The 13221-nt window shown below is 49.3% G+C and carries 12 protein-coding genes; 1 reads left to right on the top strand and 11 read right to left on the bottom strand.

Features of this window, described 5'->3' with window-relative positions; all coding sequences use genetic code 11:
• Positions 1 to 114: 114 nt before the first annotated feature.
• From DWY89_RS01030 to DWY89_RS00985, 10 genes are all read right to left on the bottom strand, one after another.
• Positions 115 to 981 carry a transposase gene (locus DWY89_RS01030; protein WP_118472359.1) on the bottom strand — a complete coding sequence of 289 codons (867 nt, stop codon included), beginning with the start codon at positions 979 to 981 and terminating at the stop codon, positions 115 to 117.
• A gap of 365 nt (positions 982 to 1346) precedes the next feature.
• Positions 1347 to 1889 (bottom strand): hypothetical protein, encoded by a 543-nt coding sequence (locus DWY89_RS01025; protein WP_118472360.1) that lies wholly within the window; start codon positions 1887 to 1889, stop codon positions 1347 to 1349.
• Positions 1890 to 2046: 157 nt separating this feature from the next.
• Positions 2047 to 3327, bottom strand: coding sequence for a peptidase T (gene pepT / locus DWY89_RS01020; protein ID WP_118472361.1), 1281 nt, complete (start codon positions 3325 to 3327; stop codon positions 2047 to 2049).
• Positions 3324 to 3869 (bottom strand): Holliday junction resolvase RecU, encoded by a 546-nt coding sequence (locus DWY89_RS01015; RefSeq protein WP_022358599.1) that lies wholly within the window; start codon positions 3867 to 3869, stop codon positions 3324 to 3326. Before DWY89_RS01015 ends, pepT begins: the two co-directional genes overlap by 4 nt.
• 48 nt (positions 3870 to 3917) lie before the next feature.
• The gene (locus tag DWY89_RS01010) at positions 3918 to 4916 is read right to left on the bottom strand and encodes an RluA family pseudouridine synthase (protein ID WP_118523354.1); all 999 of its coding nucleotides are present in this window, start codon (positions 4914 to 4916) and stop codon (positions 3918 to 3920) included.
• Between the two features lie 18 nt (positions 4917 to 4934).
• Positions 4935 to 5504, bottom strand: a complete 570-nt coding sequence (locus DWY89_RS01005; RefSeq protein WP_118523355.1) for an O-linked GlcNAc transferase-like protein — start codon at positions 5502 to 5504, stop codon at positions 4935 to 4937.
• Positions 5505 to 5561: 57 nt separating this feature from the next.
• Positions 5562 to 6326: an SDR family NAD(P)-dependent oxidoreductase gene (locus DWY89_RS01000; RefSeq protein WP_106999908.1), complete on the bottom strand. Its 765-nt coding sequence runs from the start codon at positions 6324 to 6326 to the stop codon at positions 5562 to 5564.
• Between the two features lie 67 nt (positions 6327 to 6393).
• Positions 6394 to 8436, bottom strand: a complete 2043-nt coding sequence (locus tag DWY89_RS00995) for a YgiQ family radical SAM protein (protein WP_227589510.1) — start codon at positions 8434 to 8436, stop codon at positions 6394 to 6396.
• A gap of 1 nt (position 8437) precedes the next feature.
• Positions 8438 to 9907, bottom strand: coding sequence for a pseudouridine synthase (locus DWY89_RS14780; RefSeq protein WP_118467711.1), 1470 nt, complete (start codon positions 9905 to 9907; stop codon positions 8438 to 8440).
• Entirely contained in the window at positions 9907 to 11433 is a 1527-nt protein-coding gene (locus DWY89_RS00985) for an RsmB/NOP family class I SAM-dependent RNA methyltransferase (protein ID WP_118467713.1), read from the bottom strand. The genes DWY89_RS14780 and DWY89_RS00985 overlap by 1 nt, the downstream gene beginning before the upstream one ends.
• Before the next feature lie 197 nt (positions 11434 to 11630).
• Between DWY89_RS00985 and DWY89_RS00980 the strand changes: the two genes are divergently transcribed.
• Positions 11631 to 12629 carry a nucleoside recognition protein gene (locus DWY89_RS00980; protein ID WP_243022654.1) on the top strand — a complete coding sequence of 333 codons (999 nt, stop codon included), beginning with the start codon at positions 11631 to 11633 and terminating at the stop codon, positions 12627 to 12629.
• Here DWY89_RS00980 and DWY89_RS00975 read toward each other — a convergent pair.
• Positions 12595 to 13212: a hypothetical protein gene (locus tag DWY89_RS00975; RefSeq protein WP_022358776.1), complete on the bottom strand. Its 618-nt coding sequence runs from the start codon at positions 13210 to 13212 to the stop codon at positions 12595 to 12597. The two genes, DWY89_RS00980 and DWY89_RS00975, sit on opposite strands and share 35 nt — an antisense overlap.
• Between the last annotated feature and the right edge of the window lie 9 nt (positions 13213 to 13221).

Genomic DNA, 13221 nt, shown 5'->3' with positions numbered 1-13221 from the left:
CTCGCCAGCTATGGCGGCTTGCGCACTTTTAGCCTCGCTGTGCGGCACACTTAGATATTCTAGCATCGGAATATGGATCTGTCAATGGTTTTTTCTTGAATTTGGGAGAAAATTTCAAACCAGTGTTACGGATAAAGCTGCTTTTTCCAAGTCCTCATAAGTACCACCAAATTGTTCAAGGGCTTGTTCCTTTGTTAGTATGCCTTTTTCAATCAGGTTTAAAAGTATTTTAGCCTCACCAACCTTCTCCCCTTCTGCAAACTCCGCCTTCCGTATCAATTCCGTTTCCCTCTTCTCGTCATACTCAAAAATACACACCTCTATCGCCTCCGCTCGATTCTTCCTCAGAAACTCTGCCAATATATTTTCATCAATACATTCCGTCACAGCCTTTTCAGCTGCCTGATTGATATCTTTGTATTCAATCGCATACCGCCGTATTTTATGAACCAACAGCATATACTCTTTCAACAACCGGCAGGTTCCCAGGATCTCCAGATTTTTATCCAGATTGATATTTAAAACCTTCACAAGCAATTCCAGCTCAGGATGTTCTGTCTTCTGCATGAACGAATGTGACAATTTAAGCAGACCCTCCGCCTCCCGCTCTTTTTCTCCATTGTAGAATACTACAAAATGCGGTGTCGGCAATTCCACCAATGCCGATGCGTACAAGGTCTGGTTCCGGACCAGCATCTGGTACTCTTTTGCCACATAGAACAGAAAACGCAGTGGCATATTCGGATTCCATGTCGATTGATGTTCATATAAGTTTAACTGCATATCCAGCAAAAATGCCTGATCGTTTTTCATATTCATATATACAGCATTTTTCAGCGTCACAATCTCCAATTCTTTCGGATCTGTATAATGCGAATGATTCACTGCATTGTACAGACTCAGCAGATTCTCCCTTGTGCTGAACAGCATCCGGAACAGCGTGTCCTTGTGATTTCTCCGCACCCTCATTAAATTCCCCATAATTCTCCCCTTTCTGACAGGAGAATCTGGCTTTTCTGAGAATCCCCTGCTCTTTCGTATTGCCAATTTGGATAAGCATAAGATTTCTCAGATTAATAATTAGAATATAAGATTGCTTGAATTGCAGATAAAGAAATATATATGCTTGATGAGTCAAATGTAACACATCTGGTTCGGATATGCAAGTACGAATTTTGCAACTATTTATTCTGTAAATACGCACAAACATATAACGGGTGTATTTCCTGTATGTGAAATGATACATACAATATAGCTAAAAGCGATTCTATATATTTGTGCAAAAATAAGGAAATATTTTTCAAAACCATATTATGCATAAACATATTTGTATACACTTGGAGATTTTAAACCTGGTAGCGGGGGAAGGGGAAAATAGCAACTATCTTTAAGCCAGTTCCATTAAATGATTGATATAAAATTTCATCTAAAAAAACATAATCTAGTTCGTTATCAATGTCTGCAACAAAAAAATGTTCCAGGTTGATGGGTATTTCTGTCGCTGCTCTGGTTAGTGGCTGCTCCGTTTCCTCTGCTGCGGATACATTGTTTATAGGCTGCATATTGGATAACGCTTTTTGTGACAATGTTTCATTTGCGCTGACGCTTCTATTTTTACTGGTATGACTGGTAATAAGGTACATGAGAGTGAATCCACCAAAACAAATCATAAACGACTGCCATCTGAAAAAGTTTACATGAAAATTCCGATTAAAAAATAGATTCAAACACACCCCAGCAAACGCACCACCCAGACCAAACAGAAATGCTTTGTTTGAGAGCGAAAAATCAAGCGGAATTGTATCCGTTTTTTTCGTTAGCTTTTTAGCACAAAAATATCCGATTCCATAGAAGTCTAAAAAATATAAAATATCCAGTATGAAGCTCATCCTGTTTCCATAATAAATTTTATAATAGAAATAATGAAATGGATTCCATTTAACAGAAAAATTAATATTGACTTACCAGTTCATGAAAGTAAACAGGCAATTTGCACTATTATATAAGGGCAATTTGCCTGTTTAAAGGATTGTCTTTATTTCATAATCACTCTACACTGCTTCTTATGACAGCAAACTTTTTCCCAATCTCCACTAGAACCCTGGACGTCTTCTCCAATGACGCCACCGGAATAAATTCATATTTTCCATGATAGTTATATCCGCCGGTGCAGAGATTCGGGCACGGGAGCCCCATGTAGGAGAGGCGGGCGCCGTCGGTGCCGCCGCGGATCGGAACGACCTCCGGCTCGATGCCGCAGGCTGCCATCGCCTCTTTGGCGGTATCGATCAGGTACATGCACGGCTCAATTTTTTCTTTCATGTTGTAGTAGCTGTCCGTTACTTCGGCGATCACGGTGCCCTTACCGTATTTGCGGTTCAGAAAATCGGCGGCTTCGGCGAAAAATTTCTTTTTCTGTTCAAATTTTTCATGGTCGTGATCGCGGATGATATAATTTAACTGCGCCTCTTCTACATTTCCGCTCATTTCATCCAGGTGATAGAATCCCTCGTAACCTTCTGTGTACATCGGATTTTCGAAGACCGGCAGCAGGCTCTGAAATTCCATGCCGATGAGAAGGGCATTTTTCATCTTGAGCTTCGCATCTCCCGGATGGATGCTGGCTCCCTGAATCCGGACTTTGCCGGAAGCGGCATTGAAATTTTCATATTCGATCTCGCCGATCGGACCGCCGTCTACCGTATAAGCAACCGCTGCACCGAAGTCTTTCACATCGAAACGATCCGCGCCGCGTCCGATCTCCTCGTCCGGCGTAAATCCAATGCAAATCTCGCCGTGCGGGATCTCCGGGTGGCTCAGGAAATATTCTGCCATCGTCATGATCTCCGCCACGCCTGCCTTATCGTCGGCGCCCAGAAGCGTGGTTCCGTCGGTTACGATCAGATCCTGACCTTTTAAGTCGGCTAAAAACGGAAATTCTGAAACTTTCATGACAATTTGTTTTTCTGCATTTAATACGATATCTTTGCCGTCATATGCCTGGACGATGCGCGGCTTTACGTTTGTTCCGGTTAAGGACGGCGCGGTGTCTATGTGGGAAATGAAGCCAAGTGCCGGGATGGTGGTTTTCTGTCCAACGCCGGATGCACCGTGAGCAGAGGTACTGCCTGTATTATCCGGAATGCGTGCAAACAAGTATCCGTACTCGCTCATCCGCACATCGGATGCACCCATTTCTTCCAGCTCGCGTTTCAGCTCATTGGCTAACAGAAGCTGTTTTTTTGTGCTCGGGCAGGTGTCATATGCCTCGTCTGACTGCGTATCATATGATACATATTTCAAAAAACGTTCTACGGCTGTTGTCATGAAAAATCATCCTCTCTTTCTCCTAAATCCCGGCTCAGCGGTTCCAGATAATGGACTAATATATCCCGGTGGCTTTTGATGCGCCACGTTTTATCCATTTCCTCATATGTAAAACTCTTCCGTCCGCCCTGCTGCATCCGCTCCCAGTATGCGTCCAGATGGAAAAATGGCAGGTAGTAAAGTTCATCCCTCTGTGAAAAATATATAATTAAGAAAGCAATCCCGCCCTGCTCTTCAAATTCCCGCATAAATGCGACCTGATGCGGATGGACGTTCTGCAGTGGAAATGTATCTGCCGCGCATTCTTTCGCATCAAAGCAGACCGGGACGCCCTGAATCGCGCCGATGTAATCGACGGTACTCTTCTGGTCGAAATACGCCAGCGTGATATGGCGGCTGGTTTTATCAATCGAGACGGGTGTGATCGGCGTCGGGATTTTCTGGATCAATGCCAGCTTTTTCTCACGGTAAAGATCGTTTGTGTGGTTTATCATATCCTCCAGGGTTGAACCACGAAGTCCCCGGCTGTTCCAAGTCCCCATGTTGTTGCTCCTCCACTTATTTTTTTGATTTTTCGCACAATTTAAAATTTACGGGCGATGATTGGCTGGGCGTTTTGGAGCTGATTTCATCATCTCTTCCATCTGTTTCATCTCCGCTGGCATAGGCGCGGTAAATTCTTTGCCCGCCAGATATGAAAGCGGCTCGGAGATCGTTTCCGGCATTACCAGCCGCCACGCATGAAGCATCTGCGAACGGACGCCGAAGCGTTTCTTCACTTCCTCATTGACCCGGGGATCGCCGTACTTTGGATCCCCGGCGATCGGGTGTCCGATGGAAGCCAGGTGGGCGCGGATCTGGTGGGATCGTCCGGTAATCAGATGAACCTCCAGAAGGGTATATCCATTTCCAGATACCAGCGGTCTGTATGCAGTCCGGATCGGCAGACTTCCAGGGGTCTCCTCTTTTCGGATCGACACCTGATTCGTCTTTTCATTTTTCGTCAGCCATCCCTCGATCCGGGCTTCGCCTTTTACGATTCCCCGCACGACGCAGACATAATATTTTCCCAGACTCCGGTCCTTGATGACCTCGGACATGATCTGCAGTCCCGGCAGGGAACGTCCAGCTGCCACGATGCCGCTTGTGTTGCGGTCGAGGCGGTTGCAGACGGACGGGCGGAAGCACGCCAGGTCCTCTTTCTTTAATTTGCCGGAATCCAGCAGATAGTCGATCAGGTATTCAACCAACGATTCATCCGTCTCTTTCGCTTTCTGGGACAGCATTCCAGATGGCTTATTGATCAGTAAAATATGTTCGTCCTCGTAGACGATATCGAGCTTTTTCTTTTGAACCTTCTGAATCTTCACTTCCGAAAACTTCTCGATCGTCTCCTCTGCCAGAAACAGCTTGATCTCATCGCCCTCGGTCAGATGTTCGGAACCGTCGCATTTTTTTCCGTTCAGGGTAATATTTTTCTTCCGCATCATTTTATAAATGAAGCTTTTTCCCGCCAGATTCAGATATTTTGCCAGCAGCTTGTCCAGGCGCTGCCCCGCCTCATTTTTAGATACTGTCAGCATCCGCATGGCTGCCGCCTCCCTTTTTTACATCGATAATCCTTTTATTACGCGCACACCGTACTCTACAGTTCCATCGTCCTCATACTCTGACGCCGGTTTCAGGCTGTGAATCCGCTTGTCAAAGGTGCTGCGGGAAGTCACGATTTTCAGGTTCGGATCCAGTTTGTTGGCTTTTAGCAGTTCGTTTAACCCCGTCTCCGCGCGCTTTACATTCAGCTTTGGATTGATGCAGTACACATAGATGCCGGTCGGGTGAACGACGGTCACATCGGACGGAATCACATCTTCCGGTGTCGTCAGAACCAGATCATAGAGAACTTCAAATTTTTCCTCATACGGCATATATGCCTCATGAAACGCCTGCTCCGGTGTATGGTATTTGAAAATGGCAATCAGCGGGGAAGCGAGATTCGCCGCCGGAAGTACCGTGACGATCGCCATGACCGTCAGAATTTTTTTGACGGAATCATTGTCTGTAAAAGACCGCCCAACCAGCTGTGCGATGATAAATAACGCCAGAAGTGCGATGATAAAAAGCTGTTTCCGCTTGAAATGATTGCGGTAGCCATAATCGCCTTTTTTTATCTTTTTCACGGTGTAAAAATCCTTTCTATCATGTTTTTATTGAATGATACTAGCTTTTTGTCTGATTTAATGGTTTAACGCCTGCATCGCGCGCAGAATCCATTCATGCGGCACTACCTTGCAGAGCACAAAGAATGCCTTCATCCATACGCCGTAAACCGACACGCTTTTTCCCGCCATACAGTCGCGGATGGCAAGTTTTACAACTTTGTGCGGATCTGCCATCACCAGACGCTTATAAAGAGGAATCTCCCCGGTTGTCTCGGCAATGTCGAAAAACTCGGTTTTGACCGGTCCGGGGCAGACCGCCGTCACACCGATTCTACGCGGGCGGAGTTCTTCCCGCAGGGCGCGGCTGTAGCTTAAGACAAATGCCTTGGTTGCCGCATAGATGGCAAATCCCGGCTGCGGCAGAAAGGAGGCTGCTGACGCGAACTGGAGAATCCGGCTGTTTTCGCTCATATAGGGAAGCACCATATGCGTGACCGCGCACAGCGCCTTGCAGTTGAGCTCTACCATTCCCGTTTCATCGTCAAGCGGCAGGTTCCCGACCGTTCCGATTTTACCAAAGCCGGAAGCGTTTACCAAAAGCTTTACGTTGGGCTTGCGCGCCGCCAGCTCGTTTTCCAGCGTCTCCCGCTGGGATGCATCCGTCAGATCGATGGCGAAACACCGCGCCGGGATCGGTAGCGTCCGTTCCAGCTCCTGCATCCGGTCCATCCGGCGGGCAATCAGCCAGACTTCCTGAAGTCCCGAAAAGCGATCCGCCAGCTGTCTGGCTGCCTCGCGCCCCATGCCGGAAGAGGCACCTGTAATTATCGCAATTTTCATGAGAAATTCCTCCCGTCTCAAGTATGTACGCTCGGAGTCGTTCCTGCATTCCGAGCGTACATACGTTTTATTTCTTCTTGTGCACGTTCCGGATGGCTTTTTTCTTTCCGCTGCCACCGCTCTTTCCAACACCAGCGCTGCCAAATCCCCCCGCATTTCGTCCATTTCCATTTATGCCGGTCTGTTTGTGCCCGGCCATACTGCCCACAGCCGGTCGTTTGGTGTCTTTTGCACGATTGGCAGCAGCCGGTTTTGCCGTCTGGCTGCCATGATGCGCCCCTTTATATCCGCCAGCCGCGAAATCGCGTCCTTTGATCTGCCGCGGACGGATCAGGCATTTCTTATCAAAACCGATCAGATCCGTTCTGCCTGCCAGACGGAGTGCTTCCAGCACCAGATCATAGTTTTTCGGATTGCGGTACTGGATCAACGCACGTTGCATCGCTTTCTCATGCGGGTTGGTCGGCACGTACACTTTTTCCATCGTGCGCGGATCATATCCCGTGTAATACATACACGTAGACAGTGTGGATGGCGTCGGATAGAAATCCTGCACCTGCTCCGGCATGTAGCCGAGGTCGCGCAGATATTCTGCCAGCTCGATCGCCTCCTTGAGCGTGGAACCCGGATGGGAGGACATCAGGTACGGAACGAGGTACTGCTTCATTCCCAGCGAGTCATTCATCGCTGCATATTCCTTCATGAACTGGCGGTAAACCTTATTCTCCGGTTTTCCCATCCGTTTTAATACATTATCCGATATATGTTCTGGCGCTACCTTGAGCTGTCCGCTGACATGGTACTGACAAAGCTCCCGCAAGAATGCCCGGTTTTTCTCCGCCAGCAGATAATCGAAACGGATACCCGAACGGATGAAAACTTTTTTTACCTTCGGAATCGCCCGCAGCTTCTTTAACAGGGAAATATAGTCGCTGTGATCGGCATTCATGTTTTTGCACGGCTGCGGGAACAGGCACTGTTTGTGCGGACAGGCACCGTAGGTCATCTGTTTTTCGCATGCCGGGTGCCGGAAGTTTGCGGTCGGACCGCCGACATCGTGGATGTACCCCTTGAAATCTGGGTCCTGGGTCAAAAGTTCTGCTTCCTGAATAATTGATTCATGGCTGCGGGTCTGCACGATGCGTCCCTGATGGAAGGTCAGCGCACAGAAGCTGCATCCGCCGAAGCATCCGCGGTTGCTGATCAGGCTGAATTTTACTTCCGTGATCGCTGGAATACCACCCGCTGCATCGTAACACGGATGCCAGGTTCTCATGTATGGAAGTGCGTAGACATCGTCCATCTCTTCCTGGGTCAGTGGTTTCGCCGCCGGATTCTGGACCACATAGAGGCGGTCGCTGTACGGCTCAACGAGGCGTTTTCCCGAAAATGGATCGGTGTTGCTGTACTGGGTGTAAAAGCTCTCCGCATACGTCTTTTTATCGGAGGAAACCTCGCGGTAAGACGGCAGACGGATTTCGTCATAAACAGAATCCAGGTTTTCCGCCTTATAAACAGTTCCCTCGATGAAGGTGATATCCTTTGCCTCGATGCCGCTGGCCAGTGCATCTGCGATCTCCACGATCGAGCGCTCGCCCATTCCGTAGGAAATCAGATCTGCCTGGGAATCCAGCAGAATGGACCGTTTCATTTTTCCGGACCAGTAATCATAATGTGCCAGACGCCGCAGGCTGGCTTCGATACCGCCGAGGATGATCGGCTTTTTCGACCAGGTGCGGATCAGGTTGGAATAGACGATCGTCGCATAATCCGGACGTTTTCCCATCTCGCCGCCCGGTGTGTAGGAATCCTTTGCGCGGCGCTTTTTCGAAACCGAATAATGGTTTACCATCGAGTCCATATTTCCGGCGCTCACAAGCCATCCGAGACGCGGTTCGCCCAGAATCTGAATGGATTCCTGATTCTTCCAGTCCGGCTGGGCGATGATGCCTACTTTATAGCCGTGCGCTTCAAGCATACGACTGATGATCGCGTGGCCGAACGACGGGTGATCGACATACGCATCCCCGCACACGTAGACAAAATCGCAGCTCTCCCAGCCGCGCTTGTCCATATCCGCCCTGCAGATCGGTAAAAAATCATGTATCATTTTATCTTGCCCCCTGTATCAGTTCCCGGTAGTCCCGGATATAAAAATCAGCTAATTCTTTCTTTTCTTCGATCATGGAAAGTGAAAATACGTCCTCGACCGCGCCGACGCGCATACCAGCCCGTTTTCCAGCCAGAATCCCCGCCGGGACATCCTCAAATACCAGACATTTTTCCGGCTGTACGCCCAGATCCGCCGCTACTTTCAGATAAATATCCGGCGCCGGTTTTCCTGCTGCCACCTCACAGGCAGTTGCCACCACACCGAAATAGGAACGGATATCCAGAGAATCCAGCACGGCTGCTACCATATCCTGTGCATTGCTCGTTGCAATTCCCATGCGGATTCCTTTTTTCTTTAAAAATGAAAGAAATTCCGCAACACCTGATTTAAGCGGTACCTCATGGCGGTATTTATCGATCGACATTTCAATCCAGATCGCCTTGATCTCATCCAGGGTCATCGGCAGCTGGAAGCGATCTTTAAAATAGATTGCTGTCTCGGAAAAGCTCATGCCCTCGATCACCTTCTCAAGATCTTCCGGACAGTCATAGCCGTAACGCTTTAAAAATTCCACATCGATCGCTTTCCACATCCACATGGAATCGACCAGGGTGCCGTCAAGATCGAAGAGGACGGCGTCTACTGTGTTCCAGTTGATTTCAGGAGGTGTGTTATTTTGGGTGTCTGACAAATTTTCGTCATTCGATACACAATTTTGTGAGGTTAGCGTTCTTTCTTTTAACGCTCTAATTTCATCTTCCGTCAGCGCCCGGTACTCTCCCGTCGCCAGTGCCTCATCCAGGGCAAGCGGTCCCATCGAAAGGCGTTTCAGGTAAATGACTTCGCCGCCCTCTGCCTCAAACATCCGCTTTACCTGATGAAATTTTCCTTCATGGATGGTCAGGCGCGCCTCGCAGAGGTCTTCTCCTGCGTCGTTCCATTTTTTCTCGATCATAAGCTCTGCCGGCCGTACCGGTGTGCCATCCTTCAGCGTCAGTCCTGCCTGAAAGCGCGCTTCGATTCCTTCTTTCAGTGTTCCCTTTACGCGTGCAAAATAGACCTTATCCACGTGTTTTTTCGGTGCCAGAAGCTCATGCGCCAGCGCACCGTCGTTTGTGATGAGAAGCAGTCCTTCCGTATCAATATCGAGGCGTCCGACCGGGAAGAGGTCTTTTCGCTTTGCTTCATCAATAAGGTCAATGACAGTCTGATAGCGCCCGTCTTCCGTTGCGGAAACGACGCCCTGCGGTTTATTTAACATATAATATTCCGTGTCTGCCCAGCCAACCGGCTGTCCATCCAGTGTAACCCGGGTTTTGTCCGGGAATATTTTCCGGTCAGACTCGCGACAGACGGTTCCATCGACCAGAACCCGCCCTTTGCGGATCATCTCTTTTACCTGACTGCGTGTTCCCTGCTTCATCTCTGCCAGGAAACGGTCTAAACGTATACTTTTACCTTGTCCCATCACTGCCACCTCCATCCGGGATTGTATTTATTTTTAAGCTGACCGCCCCGTTTCTGCGCCCAGCCAAGCGGAAATCCATCCACACAGATTAGTACAAGACCATCTGCTGCCTCTTCCTCTGCGGCTGTCAATGTCTCGCCCTTTAAATAGCGGATCGTGCGCTCATCCGAGGCATTAAAATTTAAGTAATTTACAAATTCCTGCATCCGCAGGTTCATTGCCAGCGCCTGGGATGGTTCAAACCGCCCTTTTTTCAGTTCTCCGAGCAGAAGTCCGGTACGCAGACAGCGGAGTGGCTTAAAATAGCGTGTATTGTCGCCTGCCAGCGCTGCCGGGAGGTAATAGATGCGCTCGCTGTCACGGTAGAATTGCTCCGAATTCCAGGTTCTTACCGGAAGCTGGCGCAGAAGCTCAAACAGGGGGGAAAAATCCTCGGCGGTCTGGTTTTGCGCCACGTTTTTTCCCTTTCCAAATGTTTTCCCTTTCGCTTTTCCGGAAGCCGTCTGTCTGGACTTACCATCTTCCGCCACACGGCACAACCGCGCTTCTATTTCCTCTACCAAAAGTGGAGCGCTCAATGCTTTCTCACCGGCATTTTCCAAATTCTTGACATTTGCGTCTGGTTTCTCCGTCCGCTTCTCCAACAGCGCAACAAAATGTCCTTCGCCCTCCAGACGGTGCGGAAACAATCTCAGACAGCCCTCAATGCCACGGCTTCCCTCAAAGCCATATTCCGGTTTCTGCGGCACGACCGCCATCTGCGGATATTTCTCCAGAATATACTCGATCGTTCCCTCGTCCTCGTCCCTGTCAAAGGTACAGGTCGAATAAACCAGTTTCCCGCCCGGCGCAAGCATCTGCACGGCACAGTCGAGAATCTGGCGCTGCAGCGGCGCATAATAATCGGGACCTTTTTCGTTCCAGCTCTTTACCATCGACGGATCGCGGCGGAACATACCTTCGCCGGAGCACGGCGCATCGACCAGAATCTTATCAAAAAACTCCGGCAGGATGCCAGCCATTTTTTCCGGTGCCTCGCTCGTTACACAGATATTTCCCGCTCCGAACATTTCCAGATTTTTAAGAAGCGCTTTTGCGCGCGAATTGCTGATATCATTGGAAAACAGGACACCTGTACCGGCTAATTTCGCCGCCAGTTCCGTACTTTTACCGCCCGGTGCCGCGCACAAATCCAGAACCCGGTCGCCCGGCTTGATCGGCAGCCATGCCGCCGGTGACATCGCACTCGGTTCCTGCAAATAGTAGAGTCCCGCGTAGTACCACGGATGCCTGGATGGGCGTTCGCCCTGATAATAAAAACCGTTCTTCGTCCACGGCACTGGTTTCAAATTCCAGTCCGCCGTCTGTGCCATCTCTAAAAACTGTTCCGGTGTCAGCCTGCCCGTGTTGACGCGCAGCCCTGAACGCGGCTCTTCCTCATACGAAGCCAGATACTCCGGGTATTCCTCACCCAGAAATTGTTTCATTTTTTCAAGAAATTCTTCCGGCAGTTCTCGGTAATCCAATCGTTTTCCTCCTGTTTTTGTCTATTGCTCTGTATATCCATTTATAAGCGTGATTCTAAAGACTTTTTTTCGCGCTCATTCGTTCTTTCGTTGTTCGGTATGCCGGTTTTCAGGCTTCCAAAAGGAATGAGCCATTTTCTGTCTACATATATATAATCTATCTTTATATTACTTTTTAATGATAGAAAGGCGCTCCCATGCCATATATAAAAAAAATATTATCCGCCCTGTTCCCAGCACTTATCCTGTCGCTTCTGCTCTCACATCCGCGTCTCTCTGCGGATGGGGCACAAAAAGGACTTCTTTTATGGTTCAATACGGTCTTTCCGACGTTATTTCCCTTTATGCTCTTCTCAAAGCTTTTAGCTGAACACGGCGGCGTCCGGCTGCTTCTAGCGCCATTTCACCCGGTTTTGAAACATCTTGGGATGTCTGTCTACAGCGGCTATGCCCTGCTTGCCGGGCTGCTCTGCGGTTACCCGATGGGAATGAAAACTGCCGCCGATTTTAACCGGAAATCGCTGCTTTCGGCACATGAAAAACGGCTTCTGACCGCCATCAGCGCTTCGCCAAGCCCCATGTTTATCGCCGGATATGCTGCACCTAGGCTGAACCCGGCAGTTCCGTCAAACTATCTGGTTCTGGCACTATATACGCCGCTTTTATTGGTTGGAAGTCTCCTATGCATTTATAATAAAGTAACTTCTTTTACCCTTCAAAACCGATTTTTTTCGAAAGAAACCGGCTCTGTCAAGCCTGCCCGCACAAAATCCACATCTGTCTCCGTTCCCGCTTCCTTCGACACCATCCTGATGGACTGCATCGAACTGCAGGTCCGCATCGGCGGTTTGATCATGCTGTATTCGATCCTCGCTGCCTTTGCCGACGCCTTCTGTTCCGGCACGCTGCGTCTGGTTCTGATCGGGACGGCTGAAATGACAACCGGCATCGATGCGATCGCCCGTTCTGGTGCCATATTCAGTATCCCGGTTCAATCCGGCGCGATGGCGGCATGTGCTGCGTTCGGCGGGTTATCCGGGATCGCCCAGACAAATTCAGTCATACGGGACAGCCGAAAAGACAGAGAAAAAAATGCCGGACTTTCCATCCGGCATTATGTACTGTGGAAACTGGTTCACGCCAGTCTCTCGTTCGTTCTCTTTATTCTGCTGCTTCGCCGGATGCCGCCTGTGTAGCGGCCGCTGCTGCCTCGGCGCCTGTGTTCTCCTCCGGCTCGGTCACGACACTGCCAGCCAGCTCATTACGGTTGGAAGATACGACATCGTAGCTGGACTGCATCGAACTCATGTAAGACTCGAAACGGCTCTGCGCGCCCTCCATCGAATGCTTGATGATGGTCTGCAGGCTGCGGAGCATGTCGTCCGTGTACTGAACGGAACCCTGGCGGATATTGTTTGCCTCTGTGACAGCGTTGTCCACGATCTGCTGTGCCTGTGCATTTGCCTGCTCAATAATGCTGTTTGCTTCTGCATATGCACGCTGCATGATCTCATGCTCATTAACCAGCTCATTGGTCTGGGCGGTCGCCTCGGCTACCATCGCGTCTGCCTGGGAACGTGCCTCCTGCAGAATCGCATCCTGATTGCTGATGATCTTCTGATATTTCTTGATCTCCTCCGGAATGCGAAGACGCAGTTCCACGAGCAGTTCTTCAATCTCTTCTTTATTTACTAAAATCTTCGTGTTGGACAGCGGCTGAAACTTGCAGCTGTCGATATAATCTTCAATTTCTGTGATGATCTGTTCAATTCTGCTCATAGCTTTTCT

The sequence above is a fragment of the Clostridium sp. AF27-5AA genome, from assembly GCF_003478415.1.
In the GTDB taxonomy this organism is placed as follows: domain Bacteria; phylum Bacillota; class Clostridia; order Lachnospirales; family Lachnospiraceae; genus Otoolea; species Otoolea fessa.
This window is presented reverse-complemented; position numbering and strand designations above follow the sequence as displayed.